The organism is Phormidium sp. FACHB-592 (genome assembly GCF_014695795.1).
GTDB lineage: Bacteria > Cyanobacteriota > Cyanobacteriia > Leptolyngbyales > Leptolyngbyaceae > Stenomitos.
The window spans coordinates 83,139-105,700 of the sequence record NZ_JACJOZ010000058.1; the positions used below are offsets into that span (position 1 = coordinate 83,139).

Annotated in this window: 21 protein-coding genes; 17 read left to right on the plus strand and 4 right to left on the minus strand. The window is 50.2% G+C overall.

The window, feature by feature from the left end; all coding sequences use genetic code 11:
* Positions 1–49 precede the first annotated feature (49 nt).
* Complete coding sequence (locus tag H6F86_RS15675; RefSeq protein ID WP_347240459.1) at positions 50–1,471, plus strand: ABC transporter substrate-binding protein; 1,422 nt, start codon at positions 50–52, stop codon at positions 1,469–1,471.
* Between the two features lie 113 nt (positions 1,472–1,584).
* On the opposite strand, the gene H6F86_RS15680 is transcribed toward H6F86_RS15675, so the two are convergent.
* The gene (locus H6F86_RS15680; protein ID WP_190449538.1) at positions 1,585–2,481 is read right to left on the minus strand and encodes a hypothetical protein; all 897 of its coding nucleotides are present in this window, start codon (positions 2,479–2,481) and stop codon (positions 1,585–1,587) included.
* A 525-nt stretch (positions 2,482–3,006) separates the two neighbouring features.
* Between H6F86_RS15680 and csaB the strand changes: the two genes are divergently transcribed.
* The 6 genes from csaB to H6F86_RS15710 all read left to right on the plus strand — a co-directional run bounded on the left by csaB (position 3,007) and on the right by H6F86_RS15710 (position 9,229).
* Positions 3,007–4,053, plus strand: coding sequence for a polysaccharide pyruvyl transferase CsaB (gene csaB / locus H6F86_RS15685; RefSeq protein WP_190449539.1), 1,047 nt, complete (start codon positions 3,007–3,009; stop codon positions 4,051–4,053).
* Between the two features lie 209 nt (positions 4,054–4,262).
* Complete coding sequence (gene purM, locus H6F86_RS15690; protein ID WP_190449540.1) at positions 4,263–5,288, plus strand: phosphoribosylformylglycinamidine cyclo-ligase; 1,026 nt, start codon at positions 4,263–4,265, stop codon at positions 5,286–5,288.
* 4 nt (positions 5,289–5,292) lie between these two features.
* Positions 5,293–6,111, plus strand: a complete 819-nt coding sequence (rsmA, locus tag H6F86_RS15695; RefSeq protein ID WP_190449541.1) for a 16S rRNA (adenine(1518)-N(6)/adenine(1519)-N(6))-dimethyltransferase RsmA — start codon at positions 5,293–5,295, stop codon at positions 6,109–6,111.
* A 128-nt stretch (positions 6,112–6,239) separates the two neighbouring features.
* Positions 6,240–7,208, plus strand: a complete 969-nt coding sequence (ispE, locus tag H6F86_RS15700; protein ID WP_190449542.1) for a 4-(cytidine 5'-diphospho)-2-C-methyl-D-erythritol kinase — start codon at positions 6,240–6,242, stop codon at positions 7,206–7,208.
* A gap of 99 nt (positions 7,209–7,307) precedes the next feature.
* A complete protein-coding gene (locus H6F86_RS15705; RefSeq protein ID WP_190449543.1) occupies positions 7,308–7,649 on the plus strand; it encodes a DUF3082 domain-containing protein in 342 nt (113 codons plus the stop codon).
* 473 nt (positions 7,650–8,122) lie between these two features.
* Positions 8,123–9,229 (plus strand): glycosyltransferase family 61 protein, encoded by a 1,107-nt coding sequence (locus H6F86_RS15710; RefSeq protein ID WP_190449544.1) that lies wholly within the window; start codon positions 8,123–8,125, stop codon positions 9,227–9,229.
* A gap of 277 nt (positions 9,230–9,506) precedes the next feature.
* On the opposite strand, the gene murQ is transcribed toward H6F86_RS15710, so the two are convergent.
* Positions 9,507–10,421, minus strand: a complete 915-nt coding sequence (murQ, locus tag H6F86_RS15715) for an N-acetylmuramic acid 6-phosphate etherase (protein WP_190449545.1) — start codon at positions 10,419–10,421, stop codon at positions 9,507–9,509.
* A gap of 85 nt (positions 10,422–10,506) precedes the next feature.
* A complete protein-coding gene (locus H6F86_RS15720) occupies positions 10,507–10,932 on the minus strand; it encodes a DUF3110 domain-containing protein (RefSeq protein WP_190449546.1) in 426 nt (141 codons plus the stop codon).
* A 425-nt stretch (positions 10,933–11,357) separates the two neighbouring features.
* On the opposite strand from H6F86_RS15720, the gene atpD reads away from it, so the two are divergent.
* The 3 genes from atpD to dxr all read left to right on the plus strand — a co-directional run bounded on the left by atpD (position 11,358) and on the right by dxr (position 14,710).
* The gene (gene atpD / locus H6F86_RS15725; protein WP_190449547.1) at positions 11,358–12,815 is read left to right on the plus strand and encodes a F0F1 ATP synthase subunit beta; all 1,458 of its coding nucleotides are present in this window, start codon (positions 11,358–11,360) and stop codon (positions 12,813–12,815) included.
* Positions 12,816–12,921: 106 nt separating this feature from the next.
* On the plus strand, positions 12,922–13,332 hold the full coding sequence (atpC, locus tag H6F86_RS15730; RefSeq protein WP_190449548.1) for an ATP synthase F1 subunit epsilon: 411 nt from the start codon (positions 12,922–12,924) through the stop codon (positions 13,330–13,332).
* Positions 13,333–13,522: 190 nt separating this feature from the next.
* The gene (gene dxr, locus H6F86_RS15735) at positions 13,523–14,710 is read left to right on the plus strand and encodes a 1-deoxy-D-xylulose-5-phosphate reductoisomerase (protein ID WP_190449549.1); all 1,188 of its coding nucleotides are present in this window, start codon (positions 13,523–13,525) and stop codon (positions 14,708–14,710) included.
* Between the two features lie 42 nt (positions 14,711–14,752).
* Here dxr and H6F86_RS15740 read toward each other — a convergent pair whose 3' ends face one another.
* Positions 14,753–15,244 carry a thioesterase family protein gene (locus tag H6F86_RS15740; protein WP_190449550.1) on the minus strand — a complete coding sequence of 164 codons (492 nt, stop codon included), beginning with the start codon at positions 15,242–15,244 and terminating at the stop codon, positions 14,753–14,755.
* Between the two features lie 626 nt (positions 15,245–15,870).
* Here H6F86_RS15740 and H6F86_RS15745 point away from each other — a divergent pair.
* From H6F86_RS15745 to psb27, 7 genes are all read left to right on the plus strand, one after another.
* Positions 15,871–16,722 (plus strand): universal stress protein, encoded by an 852-nt coding sequence (locus H6F86_RS15745; protein WP_190449551.1) that lies wholly within the window; start codon positions 15,871–15,873, stop codon positions 16,720–16,722.
* Between the two features lie 290 nt (positions 16,723–17,012).
* The gene (locus H6F86_RS15750; RefSeq protein WP_190449552.1) at positions 17,013–17,627 is read left to right on the plus strand and encodes an SRPBCC family protein; all 615 of its coding nucleotides are present in this window, start codon (positions 17,013–17,015) and stop codon (positions 17,625–17,627) included.
* Between the two features lie 181 nt (positions 17,628–17,808).
* The gene (pstS, locus tag H6F86_RS15755; protein WP_190449553.1) at positions 17,809–18,927 is read left to right on the plus strand and encodes a phosphate ABC transporter substrate-binding protein PstS; all 1,119 of its coding nucleotides are present in this window, start codon (positions 17,809–17,811) and stop codon (positions 18,925–18,927) included.
* Positions 18,928–19,091: 164 nt separating this feature from the next.
* Positions 19,092–20,048, plus strand: a complete 957-nt coding sequence (pstC, locus tag H6F86_RS15760; RefSeq protein WP_190449554.1) for a phosphate ABC transporter permease subunit PstC — start codon at positions 19,092–19,094, stop codon at positions 20,046–20,048.
* A gap of 95 nt (positions 20,049–20,143) precedes the next feature.
* On the plus strand, positions 20,144–21,028 hold the full coding sequence (gene pstA / locus H6F86_RS15765; protein ID WP_190449555.1) for a phosphate ABC transporter permease PstA: 885 nt from the start codon (positions 20,144–20,146) through the stop codon (positions 21,026–21,028).
* A 121-nt stretch (positions 21,029–21,149) separates the two neighbouring features.
* Entirely contained in the window at positions 21,150–21,956 is an 807-nt protein-coding gene (gene pstB, locus H6F86_RS15770) for a phosphate ABC transporter ATP-binding protein PstB (RefSeq protein WP_190449556.1), read from the plus strand.
* A gap of 130 nt (positions 21,957–22,086) precedes the next feature.
* Complete coding sequence (psb27, locus tag H6F86_RS15775; RefSeq protein ID WP_190449557.1) at positions 22,087–22,488, plus strand: photosystem II protein Psb27; 402 nt, start codon at positions 22,087–22,089, stop codon at positions 22,486–22,488.
* Positions 22,489–22,562: the final 74 nt, after the last annotated feature.

Consider the following 22,562-nt stretch of genomic DNA (forward strand, 5'->3'; position numbering starts at 1 on the left):
ACAGAGAACCGTTAGAGGGAATATACACCACTGACTTGGAAGCCTTGCTGTGATTCTCAGCACCTGGTTTAGTGTCGATCGCCCATACCCTAAACTATTAGAAATGTTGATGAGTCTAATACCGATGAAACCCCTCGCTTCAGCTAATCGTGTTAAACCTGCTAAAGCTGTGAGTCTAGCGATCGCAGTGCTAGCGATCGGTTTTCTCTCTGCTGCCTGCCAAGAAGCCGCTGCACCGCCAGCCAGTACTTCTGCTGGTTCACCGTCACCTGGGACACCTGCTGCTGGTGATGCCAAAAGTCTAAAAATTGGCACCCTACTCCCTGCAACAGGCGACCTAGCTTCTGTCGGTCAGCCAATGCTAGCAGCAGTCCCGCTACTAGTCGAAACCGTTAACCAGTGCGGTGGAGTGAATGGCGCTCCAGTAACGCTCTTAGCCAACACCGATGACCAAACTGATCCAACGGCGGGTGCAGACGGTATGACCAAGCTCGCAGAAGTGGATAAAGTAGCAGGCGTGGTCGGGTCGTTCGCTAGCAGCGTTTCGGCGGCGGCAATTCCGATCGCTATTCGTAACAAGGTAATGCTCGTCTCCCCAGGTAGCACCAGCCCAGTCTTTACAGAACGGGGTCAAAAAGGCGAATTTCAGGGCTATTGGGCGCGCACAGCTCCACCAGATACCTATCAGGCACGGGCGCTGGCAAAGCTTGCCTATGAAAGAGGCATTCGACGAGCAGCCACGGTAGTCATCAACAACGACTACGGCAGAGGGTTTGAGAAAGAATTTGTGCAGGCGTTCAAAACGCTTGGCGGCACCATCACCAATGAAGCAAAACCCGCTCGTTATGACCCTAAAGCCACCACGTTTGCCACCGAAGCTCAAGCTGCCTTTGGCAATAAGCCGGAAGGAGTGGCTGCGGTTGCCTATGCCGAAACAGGTGCGCTGTTGCTGAAAACTGCTTACGAGCAAGGGCTAAGTAAAGGGGTGCAAATTCTACTGACTGATGGTTCCAAGTCTGATCAATTTGCTACTCAAGTAGGCAAGACAAGCGATGGTAAATTTATTCTGCAAGACGCGGTGGGGACCATTCCCGGTGCTGACGGCAAAGCGCTTGATGCATTGACCAAACTCTGGCAGGCAAAATTTAAGCAAGCCCCTGCTGCGTATGCACCCCAATCATGGGATGCTGCTGCCTTGCTGGTACTCGCTGCTCAAGCTGCTAAAGCAAATACCGGTGATGCAATTAAGAGCAAGATTCTTGAAGTGGCAAATGGTCCTGGTAAGGACGTAAGCGACGTGTGTGAAGGGCTGAAGCTATTGAGCCAGGGAGAAACCATCAACTACCAGGGAGCTAGCGGCAACGTCGATATTGACAAGAACGGTGATGTCTCTGGTGTCTATGACGTGTGGCAAGTGGCAGCAGACGGCACGCTAAAGACGGTTAGTAAGGTGAGTCCTGTAACCAAGTAGGGAGTAGGGAGTGAAACTAGAAGTCAGACGTTAGAAAGCACGAACTTTCTAACGTCTGACTTCTAACTCCTTCATTCTCATGAGCGTGGCTGAAGACAGTGCGTTAGGACGACCTAAAAGCCTGCAAAGTTGTAGCCAATTCCGATTAAAACGCCCAGTTCAATGCCATCAATCAAGCCTGCGTTGGCGGCAGCGGTAAGCGTGAGTTGGGGTGAGAGTGGAACGTCAACGCCACCAGAAACAATCAGGTCGGCGTTTTTGCGATCGCCTGTAGAAAACGACGCACCAACGCCCACATAAGGCGCAAAGCTCACTCGTCCAGCGCTTTGAATTGGAAAGTCGAGCGTAACGGGGAACAGGAAGCTGACATCACCATCGATCAAAATTGTTGGTCGTACTGAGATGTTGCTGGTCAAGCCAATCTTGCTCAAGATCGCGCCGCTCAAATCACCAAGAGGCGTGCTGCCGATCGCGCCAATGTTTGCACCGACACCGACATAGCTTGAGCCAGAGCGGGTTGCCCGACCTGGTTCGATCGGCTCAATTTGGGCAAGCACGGGTGCAGTCGTCTGTGCAAAATCCTGCTGCTCGGCAAAAGCAGATGTTGACGCTTCAAGGTCAAGTGCTGCTGCCGACGTAGGCACTGTGCCAGGGGCAGGAACGGCTAGCGTGGTTGCAGCCGTCGAGCTAGCAGCCGTCTCTACCTGAGGCACGTTTACTGATTGAGCTGACAAATTCGCTGGCTGATTCGCTACCGACGCAGCTGGCTCTAACGCCGCAGACAAAACAGCTGTTGTCTCCTGGGGAGCCACAGCAGCATTGCTGAAAGACGCTGCCTCTGGCAATATCGGATTGCTGGTCAGACGAATCGTATCAGCCGTCTGTAGCATTGGGGCTTCGGAAACCGGATTGGTTGTTTCGGCTTGAACCGCTAACTGACCACAGGCGATCGCAGAAACAGCAAGACTAAACGACAGACACAGACGATCGATCGAACGGTTAAATTTCACGGACACATCTCCACACGTAATAAAAAATTGGGTAGCTACAATTGGTGTTAAATCGAGCGGTTCATACAAGTCTGCTCTCTCACTCTAGTTAAACGCGGCAAAGCGATCGTCCCGGTGGCGATTGAGAACGTATTTCCACAAAGCCTGTTGCCAGGTAGAGCGTTGATACTTAGCGTCATCAGGCTTCAGCATTCAGAAGTCTGAGTAACAGCAAACTGTATAAAAGCGCTTCCAATAACGGCAAATTGCTTCTACCTCTATTCAATGAGAAACGGAGTGCTGGTGAGTCACTCCTACGGTAGATCATGTCCTAAAAGCTCAATTCTCTTAGGGCTTACACACTTGACGCTTGAAATATTGCTCCCTTAAAAGGGGAAATGCCAAAAGTCCCTTTTTTGATGAAAGTAGAAACTTCTGCTGCGTCAGTCCTATCTTTTTACGCTATCGACCAAGCCAAGGGTCAAAATCGAGGATGATTGGATAGCAACGCGATATGACAGCATCAGCCAAACGCTAAAAGCAAAGATGGGCACCCGAGCAGTTTTGTGTGGATATTATGGGCAGGGCAATGGTGGCGATGAGGCGCTGCTGGCATCGCTGCTGCAAATGCTGCCAGCGTCGGTAACGCCGATCGTGCTGTCGGGTAATCCTGCGCAAACCCACGATCGCTACCACGTGGAGGCGATCGATCGCAAAAATCCCTATGCGATCCAGCAAGCCTTACGCAGTGCCCAGGTCTTTATTTGGGGTGGTGGCAGTCTGCTTCAAGACGCGACGAGTGCGGTTAGCCCTCTCTACTATGCAGGCTTGATGGCGCTGGCACAAAAACTGGGGTTGAAAACGATCGCCTGGGCGCAGGGCGTTGGTCCACTTCAGCGATCGTTCACACAATGGATGGCACATCAGACGTTTGCAGGCTGTAATGCGGTTAGCGTGCGTGATCATGGCTCGGCTGCCATGCTGTCCAACTGGGGCATTCCTTTTACGCTGGCTCCCGATCCAGTTTGGGCACTCGAATCAACGCCAGTCGAGGGTTTGTGGGATTTGCCTGCGCCTCGTGTTGCTGTTAACTTACGCTCCCATCCACAGCTAACTCCAGCGCGGCTAGAGGCGTTAACGCAGGCATTGATCACCTTTCAGAAAGCAACTCAGACTTGCCTTTTGCTGCTGCCCTTTCAAGCCGCTCAAGACCTGGAGATCGCCGAAGCCATTCAGTCCCAATTACCTGGTGTCAGCCACATTCTGCAATTAGAAGATCCACAGCAGTTGAAAGGGGTGTTTCGTGGCGTAGAGATGGCGATCGCCATGCGCTTTCACGGTCTCATCATGGCAGCTGCCGAAGGCTGTCGTTGCTTTGCCCTCAGCTATGACCCCAAGGTCAGCAACTTGATGCAGGCACTCGATCTACCAGGCTGGTCTCTCGCAGAGATTCCCGATGATCCAAACGCCATTAGTCAAACCTGGCTCGAACTCTATGCCAATGGTGAAGCCCTCTCTACGGATCAAATACAGTTTCAGGTTGATCGGGCGTTGATTCATCGAGAGGTCTTGGAGACAGCGATCGGGGAGTAGGAGGAGAGGGCAGAGGGCAGGAGGCAGAGGGTAGCATTTAGGATTTAAAGCTCAGCACCTCTAGCGCAGGGGCGCAAAGTGCTGCGCAAAGTTTCCCTTGCTTCCTCTGCTACTCTTACTTCCCCCGCTTCCCCATCTTCTCCGCTCTCGCTTTTCGCCCCTAAGCCAAGTAAAATACAACCTGCGACGATCGCCCAAAGGCAACTGACATGGATTATCGAGAGGCGGGTGTAGACGTTGAGGCGGGGCGAGCGTTTGTGCAGCGTATCCGCAGTATGGTAGACAGCACAACACGACCAGAGGTTTTGGGCAACTTTGGTGGGTTTAGTGGGCTGTTTCAACTGCCAATTGGTTACCGTGAGCCTGTGTTGGTGTCTGGCACCGATGGCGTGGGGACAAAGCTCAAGCTGGCGCAGAACCTCGATCGCCATGAAACCGTTGGCATTGATCTGGTCGCTATGTGCGTAAACGATGTGCTGACCTGTGGCGCAGAGCCACTGTTTTTTCTCGACTATTTGGCAACGGGAACGCTGAACTCAGAGCAATTGGCAAATGTCGTGTCGGGCATCACAGCAGGTTGTCGGCAGTCAGGCTGTGCGCTGCTAGGCGGCGAAACGGCAGAGATGCCAGGGTTTTATCAGGTGGGAGAATATGACTTGGCGGGCTTCTGCGTCGGCATTGTAGAGAAGAGTAAAATTCTCGATGGGTCGCAGGTGCAGCTTGGCGATGTGGCGCTCGGTCTTGCCAGTCAGGGAGTCCACAGCAACGGCTTTAGTCTGGTACGCAAGATTGTGGACGATCGCGGCTACAACTGGAGCGATCGTCCAGATGCCTTTGACGGCAAAAGTCTGGGCGACGTACTGCTGACCCCCACGCAAATCTATGTGCAGCCCATTCTAGGGGCGCTCAAACAGGAATTACCAATCCACGGTATGGCGCACATTACAGGTGGTGGGCTGCCAGAAAACCTGCCGCGCTGTCTCGGTGTGGGGCAAGCGGTCAAGGTCGATCCAACAGCGTGGACGGTGCTACCCATCTTTGATTGGTTAGCGGCTGAAGGCGATGTTTCCCCAACGGCAATGTTCCACACCTTCAATATGGGGATTGGGTTTGTTGTGCTGGTACCAGCGGATGCTGTCGTCACTACCATGCAGTATTTTTCAAACCAGAATTTAGCTGCTTACGCGATCGGCGAAGTGATTTCTGGCAGTGGTGTTGTGGGTCTACCGGAGTAACCCTGTGCCCCAACCCCGTAAAAAATTTGCCCAACACTGGCTTCGTAGCGAAAAAGCACTCAACAGTATTGTGAATGCTGCCGCGTTGACAGAGCGCGATCGTGTCCTCGAAATTGGTCCTGGTACAGGCATCCTCACCCGACAATTGTTGGCGCTTGCCCAGGCAGTCATTGCCGTAGAAATCGATCGAGATTTATGTGAGCTATTAGTCAAAAAGTTTGGCAAAGTCGAGCATTTTTTGCTGCTACAAGACGACTTTCTCGCTACCGATCTTGATCGCTTACTGGCACTATCGCCAGAGTTTCAAAATCCGAACAAGGTTGTTGCCAATATCCCTTACAACATCACAGGACCGATTATCGAGAAACTGCTGGGCACGATCGCCGCTCCCAATCCTCAACCGTTTGATGCGATCGTTCTTCTGGTGCAAAAAGAAGTCGCCCTGCGTCTTTGCAGCAAGCCTGGTTCCACCCATTTTGGGGCACTGTCTGTGCGAGTGCAATATCTTGCCGAGTGCCAGTTTATTTGTGATGTCTCTGCCAAAGCGTTTCAGCCACCGCCCAAAGTTGACTCTGCCGTAATTCGCCTGTGTCCTCGTCCTGTAGTCACGCCTGCCCATAACCCTCGGCATCTGGAAACGATCGTCAAAGCCGGTTTTGCCAGTAAGCGCAAAATGCTACGCAATAATCTAAAAAGCTTAGTCGATGGCGACCGACTCACCCACCTACTAGAGCAATTAAACGTTAATCCCCAAGTGCGCGCTGAAGACCTGAGCGTTGAGCAGTGGATTTCGTTGAGCAATGAACTACAAGAAGGTTGTTAGTTATTAGAAGGCAGAAGGCAGAAGGCAAAAGGCAAAAAGCTGTACTCAAAGCTCTCTAACGAAGCGGCGCAAAGCGCTACTCAAAACTCAAAACTTCCCCCCACTCCCTACTCCCTACTCCCCACCCCATGCGTTCTTACTCCCTTCTCGCTCCTGCCAAGATCAATCTCTATCTCGAAATTCTGGGCGACCACGTAACGGGTGGCGAAGATTCTCGACCGTCTGGCTTTCACGAAATGGTTATGGTGCTTCAGAGCATTAGTTTGACCGATCGCGTTGATGTACGAGCCAGTGGCACCGATCTGATTCGGGTTTACTGCTCACATCCTCAAGTGCCCAACGACGCTAGCAATCTGGCGTATCGAGCGGCAGCGCTCATGAGCAAGCAGTTTCCAGACAAGTTTGCTCGCTACGGTGGGGTCGATATCACGATTCACAAACAGATTCCAGTAGGGGCAGGGTTAGCAGGTGGGTCGAGCAATGCGGCTGCTGTGCTAGTGGGGCTAGATCTGTTATGGGAGTTGGGGCTAACACGAGATGAATTACAGGATCTCGGTGCAGTACTTGGCTCTGATGTACCATTTTGCATTGCGGGAGGCACTGCCCTTGCAACCGGGCGCGGCGAACAGCTTGATGCGTTGCCTGCCTTGACCGATCGCTATGTGGTGCTGGCAAAGTATCGCAGCCTATCAGTGTCAACAGCATGGGCATACCAAACCTATCGACAACAGTTTGGTGCATCGTATTTACGTCGAGGTAGTGACCTGGAGCAACGCCAACAGCAAATTCATTCAGGTGCAATGATGGCTGCGATCGCCCAACGAGACGCCACTAAGATGGGACAACTGCTGCGAAATGATTTGGAAAAAGTTGTCTTACCAGCGCATCCTCAAGTCGTGCAGCTACGGGAAGCGTTTCAGCAGACCAACCCACTCGGCACGATGATGTCTGGCTCTGGTCCCACCGTCTTTGCGTTAGCAGAATCGCAGACACAGGCGGAAGACATACAGGCACGGGTAAAAGCGGCGATCGCCAACCCAGACCTGGAATTTTGGATCGCTACCTTTAACCCGTTTGGCATTCGGATAGTAGAGTAGAGACTTAAGGGCTTTTAGATTGCAGCCTAAAGCGTGTGCGTTTACAACCTTTAAGCTGTTCACTGCACTAATCCACAAACCCACTACATTCTTATTGCTATGAGCGAACCAACTAACTCTGCTCCGGTTGTTCAGGTTTCTAAAGAAGGTGCACCTGCACCAAGCCCATTACGCTGTATTGGTGGGTCGATCGTCGCCGGTGCCATTGCGGTTGTCCTTTATCGGCTGACTAGCTCGATCGCGATTGCCTTCGCCTCCAAACCGCTCCAAACCGATAATTTCACTACGCAACGCATTTCTGCCGCCGTTCGTACGCTAATCATTGGGTTAAGCTCACTAGGAACGGGCATCTTTGCCTTAGCAGCATTTGGGCTTTTTGCCCTGGGCATCCAACTACTGCTCCAGCGATCTAAGGAAGAGTCAACTCCACCCAACGCTTGAATCTATGTTCTCAAGTGTCCATTAGAAAGATGATCTGACAACTGCTGAAAGATGTCTTTCTAGACGCGCATGAAACCGATTGTGCTAGATCAATCTGACCAAAACCGTACATAGCACATGCTGACTAGTGCTGTGATCAATCTTAAGCAAACGGTGGCATGGTGACAGGGTTGCCCTATGCTCAAGCACAGTTGGCTTGCTTCGCTACGCGCACCTAGGCAAACTACCTCTAGCAGCTTTACTATTAGTATCTATTGCTACTTAATCCTCTGCTACTTATAGTTTACAAAGAAAAAGTATTCGCAATTTATTATATATTTGCAGAAAAAGTCATTTGATTAAAGTATAAGTAAATAGGGTCGTGGAAATAAAGGCTCTAATTTAATATGCAGAGAGATTGATTAATTGACAGTGGCACTCATTCAGGATTCACCAATTAAATAGAAAATTTAAACAAACCTAGGGAGTTTAAGATGGATCTCTCTCTAAAAACTGTGGTTCCACCAATTAGTGTGGAACCTACAATGATGTTTAGTTATCCTACGTGTGCAGCGGATGTCTATACGCCCAGGGTTGAACAAATCTATTTGCCTGGTAAAGAAGATGTGCCAGAACTTCCAGTTGAGGTTAAAGTCACTACAAAATACACTTGGGCAGTACAACTAACTAGTTGGAAATGGAAGTTTATTGAAAAATCAGTCAAGCTTAGTGGGCATAAAAAAGCGCTCGATTATACAGGGCATTTTATCTTCGATGCTCGTAACGAAGCTGATAAAAATGTTGCACACCTTCTTGAAAATAGTTGTACCTATGCGTTGCTGGCAAAGAAGCTGCTCTCAGAGCATCTTGGGCGGGCAGTTGAAGTCAGTGTGATTTTGAAGAAAAATGTACCTGCTTTTGCACGTGAGTTGTTTAACTCCTTAGGTATTCCAATTATTTGCACTAATTTTGAAGTTTATGGAGATGTCGTCGAAGTTGTTCATAACTATAACTACCGACTGTATGGCATTCAGGCAGAGCTGTTTAATGTAGAGCTTAAAGACTACAATCCAACTACTCCCGAACGAGTCTTTATTCCTCGCCGTGGTAGCCGTCAATTAATCAATAATAATGAAGTTGTCAATTTTCTTAAGGAGAGAGGCTTTACAACCTATTACTTTGAGGATCTGACTGCAAGTGAAAAGTGGTCAATTGCTCGCAACGCTAAAATAGTTGTTTCGGTTCATGGTGCTGGAACAGGAAACTTTATTTTTAATCGTTTAAGATTAGCACCTCAGGCAGAAAAAGGAAGTGGGTTGCGCCTTATTGAGTTGCTTTCTCCAAGTTTTACAATTCATACCTATAGACAATTCGGCACTATTTTAAACGGAAAATGGTGTGGTGTCCGTGGTCAGATTACCCCTGAAGTGTTGCGGTATCTAGACTTTGACACGCGCCCCCGTAATACGCTTAAATCACCAATTCGCGATCCGTTCAAGATCGATTTGTCTAGCTTGCAAATGGCACTAGATTTTATGGCTGTTGATCAAGTGAAGTTGCCTTCGGAAGAGTTGGCACCTAAAGGAGTTGGGATCGGGTAGGAGGTGAGGTGACTCCCATCCCTCTAGGCTTTAGGTCATATAGTTCCATATCGCGACGATTCATGAAGCCGACTGGCATGGATGCCCTTGTTTAGGCAGTGACAAGAGCCTCAGGGGGGGTGATTGAAGCGAAACCAAAAGATAGGGCAATAAAGAACTTTTGAAGTCTGAAGCAATGTAAAGCCGTAGCCTGAAACGTACGATCGCTGATTGCGTAGGTTGGGTTAGCTTTATGAAAGTTGATCTCCATATGCCAGAGCGGTCATAGCAAGAAACATTACTTGTTCACTGCTGAAACGGCTTTTCTCAAATTTCCTTGGTGGTCTGCCAAAAGCTGATCGCCCGCTTCTTTCCCCAGTCCTGTCCAGTGCATTAAAAGCGCTAGTTTAACGCTGCGATCGCTTTGTTCTAGCAGATGCCCCGCTTCCTCACGGCTCAAATCTGTCAGATCTTGCAAAATGCGAAGGGCGCGATCGTGCAGCTTTTTGTTTGTAACCGCAACATCTACCATGCGGTTGCCGTACACCTTGCCTAGCTGCACCATTACGCCTGTAGAGAGGATATTAAGCGCTAGCTTTGTTACGGTGCCTGCCTTAAGGCGCGTCGATCCTGCCAGCACTTCGGGACCCACTAGCAAGCGAATGTCTACATCAACTTGAGCGCTCACCTGATCGGCAGGTACACAGGCAATAAAAATTGTTGTGGCTCCTTGTTGACGTGCTGCTTGCAAAGCACCATGGACATAGGGTGTGGTGCCGCCTGCGGTAATACCAACTACGACATCCAGCATCGTAATCTGTCGATTGTCGATCGCCGCTGCACCGTCATCTGCCCGGTCCTCCAGCCCTTCAGAACTACGGACTAATGCCTCGGTTCCGCCAGCAAGAATGCCTTGCACCTGTTCTGGATAAGAACAAAACGTAGGTGGACATTCTGCTGCATCCAGCACGCCTAAGCGCCCGCTCGTACCTGCCCCGATATAAAACAGTCGTCCGCCCTGCCGTAGTGCCTTCGCTGTGAGATCGATCGCCGTTGCCAGTGGCTCGCGTGCCTGCGCGATCGCCTCGATCGTTCGTGCATCCTCATGGTTAAACAGATCTACCAACTCCAGCGTCGTTAACTGATCTAAATGCTGGCTCTTCGGGTTTGCCTGCTCAGTCAGTAAGTGTCCGCGTTCATCTAGCTTTGGCATAAAGGGGAGGAGAAGATAAAGGATAAAAAAGATCAGGATAAAAGGATAAACGAAGTTAGCTTTTAGCCTTTAGCCTTCAGCTTTTTTACAGCAGTCCCTCCAGTTGACGACGAATGCGCTCTAGCTCTGCTGCCGCGATCGCATCGGCTTCGGATTCCGGCTCTGATTCTGGCTGTGGTGTCTCTGGCTGCTTGTCTTTTTGCCAATCGGTTTCAACCAAATTGCTCTCAGGCGGCGCTAGTAGTAGGCGCTCAGCATCTGTCTGAGGGACAAAGCCAGCCGGTACAAGCTGACCTTCGTAACCAGCGCTCTCACAGAACTCTTCAATATCAGCCTGTTCCATCGCTTCAACGGTGGGCACCGGAAAATCCTGTGCCTCTAGCAACAGTGCGTAGCGGGTAGCATCGTCTTCCTGCTCAAAAATCAGCACGAGGTTGCGATCGCCAATGCGAATGGTGTGGATGCCCTCATTCTCCCTTCCCGCATTAAACAGTAAAACAAACACCTGCATAGTTACAGTCTTCTAATTAAAGTTGTTCAGTCTTGATTATTCTCCGCCCTTAAGTTAGTCAGCCTCGTCGCTAGTGGTCACTTGTTAAGAGCGGCAACACAAGAAGGTAAGATGCAGCGGCAATGGTCAATTTTTAGAAGAATGATCATTGGTCATTAAGGTCAGAGTTCATTTTACTCCTTCACCCCCCTACCCGTTCCAAGAAGAAGCGATACCCCTTCACCCTTTTTTCTCTTTCACTTCTTCACCAACTTTAGACTCTCCTTCATTAACCGTAACCATTCAGTGATAAGCTGATCGTGGCAATTTAATAGTGATAATTTAAGTTCAAGACCGCATTCCGGCAGAAAATCGTTCCCGGCGTGCGATCGCTGAATCACAACATCTTAAGTTACTGAGGCTACACCACAGCATAAGGCGCGAGCATGGTCACCACCACAGAAAAAACTCACATCGGCTATATCACGCAGGTCATTGGTCCCGTTCTGGATGTTAAATTTCCAAGCGGCAAGCTGCCAGCTATCTACAACGCTTTGACGATTAGAGGCACCAACGCAGCCGGACAAGAAGTATCCGTTACTGGCGAAGTGCAACAGTTACTCGGCGACAGTCAGGTACGGGCAGTTGCTATGAGCACTACCGACGGCTTAGTACGCGGTATGGAAGTAACAGATACAGGTGCACCGATTAATGTCCCGGTTGGTCCGGCGACCTTAGGGCGCATCTTCAACGTCCTTGGTGAACCAGTTGATAACAAGGGTCCCGTTGATACCAGCGAAACATCACCCATCCATCGCTCTGCACCAAAGTTCACCGATCTAGAAACAACGCCATCTGTCTTTGAGACAGGTATTAAGGTGATTGACTTGCTGACCCCCTACCGTCGGGGCGGCAAAATTGGTCTGTTTGGTGGTGCTGGTGTAGGCAAAACCGTCATCATGATGGAATTGATCAACAACATTGCAACAAATCACGGTGGTGTGTCGGTCTTTGGCGGCGTGGGCGAGCGCACCCGTGAAGGTAATGACCTTTACAACGAAATGATCGAATCAGGTGTGATCAACAAAGACAACCTGAGTGAGTCGAAGATTGCCCTGGTCTACGGTCAGATGAACGAGCCACCCGGAGCCAGAATGCGGGTGGGTCTGTCTGCTCTCACCATGGCTGAATACTTCCGCGACGTGAACAAGCAGGATGTGCTGTTGTTTATCGACAACATCTTCCGGTTTGTGCAGGCGGGTTCGGAAGTGTCAGCGCTATTAGGTCGGATGCCGTCTGCGGTAGGCTACCAGCCCACCCTCGGTACAGATGTAGGCGATCTGCAAGAGCGGATTACCTCTACAACTGAAGGTTCCATCACCTCTGTGCAAGCGGTTTACGTCCCTGCGGATGACTTGACCGACCCTGCACCTGCAACGACGTTTGCTCACTTGGATGGCACAACTGTGCTGTCACGGGGTTTAGCATCGAAGGGCATTTATCCAGCGGTTGATCCATTGGATTCGACCTCGACCATGTTGCAGCCTGCGATCGTTGGCAGTGACCACTACGACACGGCGCGGGCAGTGCAATCTACCCTACAGCGCTACAAGGAACTTCAGGATATCATCGCGATCCTGGGTCTAGATGAGCTGTCGGAAGACGATCGCCTGACCGTTGCTCGTGCGCGGAAGGTTGAGCGCTTCCTGTCACAGCCGTTCTTTGTGGCTGAAGTGTTTACCGGCTCTCCTGGTAAATATGTCAGCCTTGAGAAAACAATCAACGGCTTCAAGCGTATTCTGGCAGGCGAACTGGATGATCTGCCTGAGCAGGCGTTTTATCTGGTGGGCGACATTGACGAGGCGATCGCCAAGGGCGAGAAGTTGAAGTCAGACAGCAAGTAAAAGGTCGTTAGTAGTTGGTAGTTGGTTGTTAGAAAAAATGCTAACCACCAACTACTAACTGCTAACAACTCTCTTGATCAATCGGTTTGACTTTAGGAGAAATTTTATGCCATTGACCGTTCGTATTGTTGCACCCGATAAAACCGTCTGGGATGCAGAAGCAGAAGAAGTAATTTTGCCTAGCACTACCGGGCAACTAGGCATCTTGGCAGGTCATGCACCTTTGTTAACAGCGTTAGATACTGGCGTGTTGCGCGTTCGCTCTGGCAAAACCTGGACTCCGATCGCATTGCTAGGTGGCTTTGCTGAAGTTGATAATAACGAAGTCACTGTGCTGGTGAATGCAGCGGAACGTGGCGACACGATCGACAAAGAAAAAGCACGGACTGCCTATGCGGACGCTGAAACAAAGTATAACCAGTCGCTACAAAGTGACGATCGCTCAGCGCGGATCCAGGCGACACAAGCCTTCAAACGTGCGCGAGCAAGGCTTCAGGCAGCAGGCGGAACAGTTTAATAATTCGACCGCAACAACGAAATAGCAGCAAAGGGTACGGCATTGCTGTACCCTTTGCTGTTTTGCCCCTACCGTTTGTGTAGGGTGCGCTGCCGCGAGTGCCGATCAAATGATACCTAGACAAGATTCCTTCAGCGTTCGGGCATACTAAACCGTAAGATAAGGGAGGCGTGACTGGACTTCGGCGATCGTGAAAGCAATTTCCCTTCTTGGCTCCACTGGCTCCATTGGTACTCAAACACTCGATATTGTTGCCCAGCATCCCGACCAGTTTCGCATTGTGGGGTTAGCGGCAGGACGCAACGTTGCCTTACTAGCCCAGCAAATCCGCCAATTCCGCCCCGCGATCGTGGCGCTTTGCGACACAGACTTATTACCTGATCTCCAAGCTGCGATCGCCGATCTTGATCCGCAGCCAACGCTTCTGGCTGGTGAAGCTGGAGTGATTGAGGTTGCCCGCTGGAGTACAGCCGATGTGGTCGTCACAGGCATTGTGGGCTGTGCCGGACTATTGCCAACCATTGCAGCGATCGAAGCCGGTAAAGATATTGCCTTGGCGAACAAGGAAACGCTAATTGCTGGTGCGCCTGTTGTGCTGCCGCTGGTGCAAAAGCATGGCGTAAAGCTACTGCCTGCGGACTCCGAGCATTCAGCGATTTTTCAATGTCTCCAGGGTGTGCCAGAGGGAGGACTGCGCCGGATTTTGCTCACTGCTTCAGGTGGGGCGTTCCGAGATCTGCCAGTTGAACAGCTAGCAAACGTTACCGTTGCCGATGCGCTGAAACATCCCAACTGGTCAATGGGGCGAAAGATTACGATCGACTCCGCCACCTTAATGAATAAAGGGTTAGAAGTCATCGAAGCGCACTATTTGTTTGGCGTAGCCTACGATCAGATTGCGATCGTCATCCATCCTCAAAGCATTATTCATTCACTGATTGAGCTTCAGGATACCTCTGTACTGGCGCAATTGGGCTGGGCAGATATGCGCCTACCGTTACTCTACGCGTTGTCTTATCCAGAACGCATTGCCACTAATTGGGAACCACTTGATCTGGTTAAAGCAGGCACGCTAACCTTCCGAGAACCCGATCACCAAAAATACCCCTGTATGCAATTAGCGTATGCAGCCGGTCGTGCGGGTGGCTGTATGCCCGCCGTGTTGAATGCCGCTAATGAGCAGGCGGTGGCTCTCTTTTTGGATGAAAAAATTCAATTTCTAGACATTCCGCGCCTGATTGAGCGTGTGTGCGATCACTATCAGGCACTCAACCGACCCGACCCAAGCCTTGATGAGATTATTGATGCTGATAACTGGGCGAGGCAAGCAATCCTGACTGCCAGCCAAACACCACTCCCGCTGCTTTCAAGTCGATAATTGCAAGCTGCTAGTAATGCCTTTCTACAGGAAGGCTGTACGTTAAGGCGCAGTAAGCTTGACCAGTGCTTCTTTCACAGCAGGCGGTAATTGGCGCATAATTTTGCCTTTCTCGCGATCGACTGCCACCAGCGCTACACGAGCCGTCGCGAACAGATCTTGCCCATCCGTGGACTGAATCTGATAATCCCAGTTAACACGGGCTCCCTCCATATTTACCATGCGGGTTCGCACTACCACTGCCATACCCATCTGCACCGATTGGTGATAGCGAATCGACAGCTCAACGACCGGCAAATCACAGCCTAGCGCAACTAAATCAGCAAACTCAATGCCAATGGAACGCAAGCACTCTACCCTTGCTTCTTCCATCCATGTCACATAGGCACCATGCCAGACGATGCCAGCGTAGTCTGTATGGTGCGGATGCGCCCTGACTAAATACTCAAACCAATGCTCTGAAGCGACCTGCAATGAATTTTGGAGCACTCCTGTTGGTGGGAGTTGGCGTTGATCCGGCTGATCATTTGTCATAGAGTCAAGCGTTCTAGCGATCGAGGCTTTTGTATTATTTTATATCAATCTATCCGGCATTTGTTTACGTTAATTAACTCAATCACTTTCTTTACTCTTAAAAGTTATTAATGAAGTGATAACGCGCAGCCCAGAAAGGCAACGTGTTCACTCTGTAGCAATTAGCTGCAAAGCTTTCTAGGCAACGAATATGTTAGGGAAAAACCCTAAAACCTTCCTTCAAAGCAGGGCTAAAAAGCTGAGCGATCGACTAATCTTTCTTGACATCTCTTCATGCTCGATGGTGCAACAATGCGTAACAGTCCTCCTAGTTTGCTAGAGGTTAACGGTAAAATCCTAGATTAGAAAGCAGTGGCTCAACTACTGTTCTGCGTGCTCCTTGCCTAACCTTTAGCCTCTTAGTAATAACTGCCAGCGATAGCTGTCAGATTGTACTAGCGGCGATCGCAGCGTTGTCCTCCGCCATAGCAATCCCTCAGTCAGTTACGTCTCGTACGTATTGATTGAAGTCTTACCGCAGCGGACTAATATGGGCTACGGCTGACAACCTGAATTGGCTTGCCATTGCTGCCGCACCAGGGGTTAGAAACTCTAATTTGTTTTTATGAAAAGCGTGAGGTAAACCCATGATCGAAAAAATTCTTCTTGCTGATTCTGGTACTGGGCACTCTGAAGAAATGCTCAAAGCGCTGGCAGATATTCCTTCGATGCGGACGGCATCGGTAACAGTTTTGCACGTTGTACCGCCCCAGATTACGTCTACTGGAATGGAAGAGCAGCGCGAAAAAGGCGGCGAAATTCTTGCTAGCGCGATCCAATCACTGAACCTTGATCCCGATCGCGTCTCTGGTCTTTTACGTGAAGGCGATCCCAAAGATGTCGTTTGTAAAGTGGCTGATGAGATCGATGCTGATTTAATCATCATGGGTTCCAGGGGGCTTCAGCGCCTGGTCTCAATTCTGGAAAACTCCGTTAGCCAGTATGTCTTTCAACTCTCGTCTCGTCCCATGCTGTTGGTGAGAGATGATATTTATGTCAAAAAGGTCAAGCGCGTTATGGTAGCGCTCGATCGGTCGGAGTCGGCGAAGCAAAGCCTTAAACTGGCGCTGTTCTTGCTCCGCGACCTCAAAGGTGGCGAACTCATTCTGACGCACATTGATCCTGACCTGACGGGCAAATCTGGTTGCTCTACTGGTGCTGTATCTGAGCATGACCCCGTATTTGCAACTGCTATTGCTGATGCGAAACGGCTTGGTATTAGCTACCGCTGCCTCTCCTGCGTTGGCAAACCGGCTAAAGAACTCTGCCGTTTAGCTGACGAGCTAAATGTAGATTTGCTGCTGTTAGGTTCGCCAGAGCGTCGTCCCTCGATCGCCAAAGGTTTGCCTGACCTCGATCGCTTGCTGGGCAACTCCCTTTCAGACTATGTGCGGGTTTACGCCAACTGCCCCGTGCTGCTGGCACGTACGGCAACCTAGCGCCGCCTCTTCAACTTACAATCTGGCGACGGAGCGTTTCGATCGACGGGGTATTGAGTGTGAGCAACATTCAATACCCCGTTTGCGTCTGTGGTAGACACAGACCGTCTTTCCATAGCCTGCTGCAAGCTTCGTTGAATCTTCATGCCCTACGTAATCTTTCTTTGCAGTTATGGCGCTATGCTTGCGGATAGTACGGAACACCTCCTACCTTGAATGACTTTTGATCGCGCTGAAGCGATGCTAGTTCCGTACAACCCGCATGATACAGGCGTTTTTGGACTGGCATAATGACTTCTACTGCACCCCTACTTACCCGTACTTCTACTGCCTTCACTGATACTGCCTTCACTGACGTTGCGATCAAGCGGCAAGAGGATGTGTGCTCCAAGCAACTCCTTAGCGGTGAGATTGTGCTGGAAACCCGTAGTCATTCTGCCTGGGGTGGTGCGGTGACAGCTCAGATGTACTTGCCTCTAGAGCGGGCGAATGCATGGCGGCAATTAACAGACTATCCCCGCTGGGTGCAATACTTCCCCGCACTGACCCGTAGCGAAGTTATTAGCCACAACGATTTCAGGCTTGGCAAGCAAAGTGCAAAAGATGGTTGTAAGCGTTTGTACCAGGTAGCGGGTAAAGCATTTTTGTTTCTGACCGCACAAGTAGATATCTATTTAAAGGTGATCGAAACTGCACACCAGCAGATTCAGTTTCGGCTAGAGTCGGGCAGTTTCCATGACTTTGCGGCGGATTTGACTCTGCAAGACTATAGTGATGGCACCTTGTTAACCTATTCTGTGCAGGCAACGCCTACCATTCCAGTGCCTTCTATCTTTATTCAGCAGGCAATTCAGATGGATCTGCCAGCCAATATGCGAAGAATGCGCCAAGTTCTCTGCCGCTAGCAGCTAGCCATCACTAGAGTAAGTAGCGTCTTAAAGATAGAGGGCTAGAACTCCTCTGTCTTAACGGTTTGATTACTGCTTTAAAGAGCTCTGTTTGGAAGTAAATGTAATTTCGGTTACTTAACCTTCTCTTTACTGACGCACGCTAGCGTTAGGGCAGATGTGTTAAGTTGCAGAATTTATGATCTCCTCTCTAAAAGCAGCCCGTTGGGCATTCTCGGCTTCGGCGATCGCCCTCACAGTCGGTCTTGCAGCCTGCGGACCAAGCACACCTCCAGCTGGTGGTCCTGCTCCAGGTGGCAGCGCGGCTCCAGCAGCAAGTTCAGGTGCTGGCGGTGGTACGATTTCCCTTAGTGGTGCAGGCGCAACGTTTCCAGCACCTCTCTATCAGCGCTGGTTCTCTGAGTACAATAAAACAAACCCAAACGTTCAAATCAGCTATCAGTCTGTAGGCAGCGGTGCCGGAGTTAAGCAGTTCATCGCTAAAACTGTGGACTTTGGTGCGACTGATGCTCCCTTGAACGACAAAGAACGGGCTCAGTATCCAAAGGATCTTGGTCAACCGCTGCAAGTTCCCATGACGGGGGGCGCAGTTGTCTTTGCCTATAATCTGGATGGCGTTGACAACTTAAAGCTGTCGCGTGAAGTTTACTGCGGCATTACTGGGGGCACTATCAAAAAATGGAATGACCCCAAAATTGTGAAAGACAATCCTAATGCCAAGCTTCCAGATGCTGATATTGCGTTTACCCATCGCTCAGATGGTAGCGGTACAACCTATCTCTTCACCAGTCACCTGAAAGCTGCCTGCCCAGGCTGGCAAGCGGGTGCTGCTAAGTCGGTTGAGTGGCCCGTTGGCACAGGCGCTAAGGGGAACGAGGGTGTAACGGCTCAAATCCAGCAGACAAAGAATGCCGTTGGCTATGTTGAGTATGCGTACGCTAAAGAAAACAACCTGAAGTTTGCCGAATTGCAGAATAAAGCAGGCGGGTTTATTGCGGCTACGCCTGAAGCGGCTGCCAAGTCACTAGAAGGCGCGACTCTGCCAGCAGACTTCTCGCTGGCAGTGCCTGATCCAGCAGCTAAGGACGCTTATCCGATCGTCGGGTTGACCTGGCTGTTGATTTATGGTCAATACAGTGACCCTGCAAAGGCTGATGCGCTCAAGAACTTCATCAAGTGGGCATACAGTGCCGAAGGCTCTAAGTATGCGACCGAGCTGGGTTATCTACCAATTCCGCAAGACATTTCCGGCAAGGCGACTGCTGCTCTTGATAATGTTAAGGTTGCAGCCAAGTAGCATCGTGACGTAATTAGCACGTAGCTATCGTCATGCTTGCGGCGGTGGCAGCTACAACAGTGATGTGTAAAGCATCAACGCTGATGGCTGTCACTGCTTTACCAGTTAAGGCTGCTTTTTTAGAGTTTTGCTTTCTTGTTCCCACGCCCTACTCATCGATCACTATGTCTTCTTCCCCGATCGACCCCTCATCACCCATGAACTGGAAGCGTTCAGCAGCCTCGCGCTCGCTCGACACAGGCTTCTTTTGGGTGACAGGCGCTTTTGCGGTTGGCATTGCTGTCATTCTCTTTACGATCGCCATTCAGGTTGGGCATGATGCGCTCCCAGCCATTCAGCAATTTGGCGCTGGCTTTATCACGGGTTCTCGCTGGGACCCGGTGGCAAATATTTATGGGGCATGGCCTCAAGTCTACGGAACCCTTGTTACTTCAATCATTGCGTTGCTTCTAGCTGTGCCGATCGGCATTGGAGTGGCACTGTTTCTGAGTGAAGACTTTTTGCCCCCACGTATTCAGCAGCCGATCGTGTTTTTGGTTGAGCTGCTCGCCGCCATTCCTAGCGTTGTTTACGGACTGTGGGGCATTTTTGTGCTGATTCCAATCCTGAATCCGATCGGGCTCTGGTTGAACAAGAACTTCGGTTTTATCCCTCTCTTTAAAACGCCACCAGCGGGTCCAGGGCTTTATGTGGCTGGCATTATCCTGGCAATCATGATTCTGCCGATTATTGCCGCTATTTCGCGAGACGCTCTCATCTCTGTACCTCCCGAATTGCGTCAAGCTGCCTATGGTCTGGGTGCTACTCGTTGGGAAACAATCTTTCAAGTGGTGCTACCAGCCGCGATTTCTGGAATTATTGGCGGCATCATGCTGGCGCTTGGGCGAGCAATGGGTGAAACAATGGCAGTGACGATGGTGATTGGCAATAGCAATCGGGTCACTGGCTCTATCTTAGATTCGGGTTCAACCGTCTCCTCGCTGTTAGCAAATCAGTTTGCGGAGGCAGGCGGTTTGCAGATTTCTTCTCTAATGTATGCAGCCTTGATTTTGTTCGGCTTGACGCTGCTCGTAAATGTGCTGGCTGAGGTCATTGTTCGCCACTTTAGATTGAATCTTTAAGGCTGGAAACGGTGTAGTTGAACCGTTTCATCGTTTGTTTGACCGTCTACAAGGCTGTGGTGAATCAGTTAGTATGAAGTTAGGAAGGCATTAAGATGGCTAGTCAGGAAATCGCTGCTCCGTTGGCGGAAAGGAGCATGAAGCGTTCTTCAATGTCACCGCGAACATTGTTTTCCTCGGTGATGACAGGTGTGTCGATCGTTTTTACATTGATGGCCCTGATCCCGCTCTTTGCCATCTTGATTTATGTATTTATCCAGGGTGCTAGCCGTCTGAGTTTAGATTTGTTTACGCAGCTTCCGCCGCCGCCCCTTGTTAAGGGAGGTGGCTTTGGTAATGCTATTGTTGGCACCTTGCTAATGGTCGGTATTGCGTCAGCCCTCAGCATTCCGTTTGGTGTTGCTGCCGCCATTTTTCTATCAGAATTTGCTAGAGATACTAAGTTAGCCAATGCGGTTGATTTCTTCACCAACGTCTTGAGTGGTGTCCCCTCCATTGTCATTGGTGTGTTTGCTTATGCGATCGTTGTTCTAAAAACAGGCACGTTTTCAGCTTTTGCAGGGGGGGTTGCACTGTCGGTACTGATGCTGCCGACGATCGTTCGTACTGCAGCAGAAGCATTAGAAGCCGTACCGAGAGACTATCGGCAGGCATCAGTAGGGCTGGGTGCAACTCAGTTTCAAACGGTGGTCAGGATTGTGCTTCCGGCAGCGATTCCAGCGATTGTAACGGGGGTGATGCTGGCGATCGCCCGTGCGGCTGGTGAAACGGCACCGCTTATTTTTACTGCCCTATTTAACCAATACTGGGCTAGAGGCGTTTGGGAACCGACAGCATCGTTGGCTGTATTAGTCTTTAACTTCGCTATTGTTCCGTATAAAAACCAGCAGGAGCTTGCCTGGGCAGGTTCGCTCGTCCTTGTGGCGATGGTTTTGCTAACGAGTATCTTGGCACGCTGGGTCACTAAAAAACGTAAATAGTCGCTGGAATGAGTCAGGTCACTGAAGGCTTTGCTGATAGAAGGATGGCAGCCTCTCGCTCTTCCTGCCATTCGTATTCATTTTTCTGCATAAACGGTAACAACTTACTCAACCCCAACTTATGAGCACTAACCTCCAAGCAGCCCGCCAGACTGAAACCGTTTTTCGGACTCAAGATCTAAACATCTACTACGGTGATTTTCTAGCTGTAAAAAACGTCTCGATCGAGATCCCAAAAAATAAAATTACTGCGTTTATTGGTCCGTCGGGCTGTGGCAAAAGTACGGTGATTCGTTGCTTCAACCGTCTTAATGATTTGATTAAGTCGTTTCACCTTGATGGCAAGATCTTTTACAAGGAGCAGGATCTTTACGCTGCTGATATTGACCCCGTAGAAGTGCGCCGTCAGATTGGCATGGTGTTTCAAAAACCAAATCCTTTTCCAAAGTCAATTTACGAGAATATTGCGTTTGGTCCTCGGTTGGTTGGCTACAAAGGTGACATGGACGAACTGGTGGAGCGTTCCCTCAAGCAAGCCGCTTTGTGGGATGACGTCAAAGACAAGCTCAAAGCGATGGGCACTGACCTCTCTGGTGGGCAACAGCAGCGTCTATGTATCGCACGGGCAATAGCCGTGCAACCTGACGTCATTTTGATGGATGAACCCTGTTCAGCGCTTGATCCAATCTCAACGCTTAAAGTTGAAGACTTGCTGCAAGAGCTGAAAGAGCGTTATACGATTGTTATCGTGACTCATAATATGCAGCAGGCATCGCGAGCCTCTGATTTCACGGCGTTTTATAACGTCGAAGCAAACGATAAGGGTCAGCGAACGGGCTACATCGTAGAGTATGAACGCACTGAAGCGATTTTTCAGTCACCTAAGCATCAAGCCACTCAAGAGTATGTCAGTGGTCGCTTCGGTTAAAGTAAGGTTTGTTTCCTAAGGCTGATTAACCTCTCCTATAGGGTGCATGATCCCCGTTCCTGATCGCGGTAGGATGGAGGCTATCTGGTACATCACAGAAGGCTGAACCGTTGTTTAACCCTTTTTGCGAATGCTTATGAAGCGCTTTCTTTCCGTTATTTTGGTTATTTTTATCAGCCTGATTGGGTTTACCCAAACTGCAAGTGCAGCAACTGCCCTGACGGGAGACTATCGGCAGGACACATCAGCCGTTGTTACCACCCTAAGGGAATCTATCCAGCTACCCGACGACTCGCCCGATCGCAGTGCGGCGCAAACAGAAGCACGTCAGTTGATCAATGACTTTACTGCTCGTTACAGACGCAATAATTCGGTGGCAAAGCTGACCTCCTATACGACGATGCGTACGGCGTTAAACTCTTTGGCGGGTCACTATAGCTCCTACCCAAATCGCCCTGTTCCCCAAAAAATGCGCGATCGTCTGGAGCAAGAATTTAAGCAAATTGAGCTTTTCCTGAGTCGAGGCTCTTAGCCATAGTTACTCTTAGCCGTAGTAAGTGATGCATTAAACTGCCTGTGAAGTGGCTTCTACCCAGCCTTTTCACA

Excerpts from the sequence above, each read along its gene's own strand:
- csaB (WP_190449539.1), top strand. The coding sequence starts at position 3,007 with ATGGGCACCCGAGCAGTTTTGTGTGGATATTATGGGCAGGGCAATGGT.
- purM (WP_190449540.1), top strand. The coding sequence starts at position 4,263 with ATGGATTATCGAGAGGCGGGTGTAGACGTTGAGGCGGGGCGAGCGTTT.
- ispE (WP_190449542.1), top strand. The coding sequence starts at position 6,240 with ATGCGTTCTTACTCCCTTCTCGCTCCTGCCAAGATCAATCTCTATCTC.
- H6F86_RS15705 (WP_190449543.1), top strand. The coding sequence starts at position 7,308 with ATGAGCGAACCAACTAACTCTGCTCCGGTTGTTCAGGTTTCTAAAGAA.
- H6F86_RS15710 (WP_190449544.1), top strand. The coding sequence starts at position 8,123 with ATGGATCTCTCTCTAAAAACTGTGGTTCCACCAATTAGTGTGGAACCT.
- murQ (WP_190449545.1), bottom strand. The coding sequence starts at position 10,421 with ATGCCAAAGCTAGATGAACGCGGACACTTACTGACTGAGCAGGCAAAC.
- H6F86_RS15720 (WP_190449546.1), bottom strand. The coding sequence starts at position 10,932 with ATGCAGGTGTTTGTTTTACTGTTTAATGCGGGAAGGGAGAATGAGGGC.
- atpD (WP_190449547.1), top strand. The coding sequence starts at position 11,358 with ATGGTCACCACCACAGAAAAAACTCACATCGGCTATATCACGCAGGTC.
- atpC (WP_190449548.1), top strand. The coding sequence starts at position 12,922 with ATGCCATTGACCGTTCGTATTGTTGCACCCGATAAAACCGTCTGGGAT.
- H6F86_RS15740 (WP_190449550.1), bottom strand. The coding sequence starts at position 15,244 with ATGACAAATGATCAGCCGGATCAACGCCAACTCCCACCAACAGGAGTG.
- H6F86_RS15745 (WP_190449551.1), top strand. The coding sequence starts at position 15,871 with ATGATCGAAAAAATTCTTCTTGCTGATTCTGGTACTGGGCACTCTGAA.
- H6F86_RS15750 (WP_190449552.1), top strand. The coding sequence starts at position 17,013 with ATGACTTCTACTGCACCCCTACTTACCCGTACTTCTACTGCCTTCACT.
- pstS (WP_190449553.1), top strand. The coding sequence starts at position 17,809 with ATGATCTCCTCTCTAAAAGCAGCCCGTTGGGCATTCTCGGCTTCGGCG.
- pstC (WP_190449554.1), top strand. The coding sequence starts at position 19,092 with ATGTCTTCTTCCCCGATCGACCCCTCATCACCCATGAACTGGAAGCGT.
- pstA (WP_190449555.1), top strand. The coding sequence starts at position 20,144 with ATGGCTAGTCAGGAAATCGCTGCTCCGTTGGCGGAAAGGAGCATGAAG.
- pstB (WP_190449556.1), top strand. The coding sequence starts at position 21,150 with ATGAGCACTAACCTCCAAGCAGCCCGCCAGACTGAAACCGTTTTTCGG.
- psb27 (WP_190449557.1), top strand. The coding sequence starts at position 22,087 with ATGCTTATGAAGCGCTTTCTTTCCGTTATTTTGGTTATTTTTATCAGC.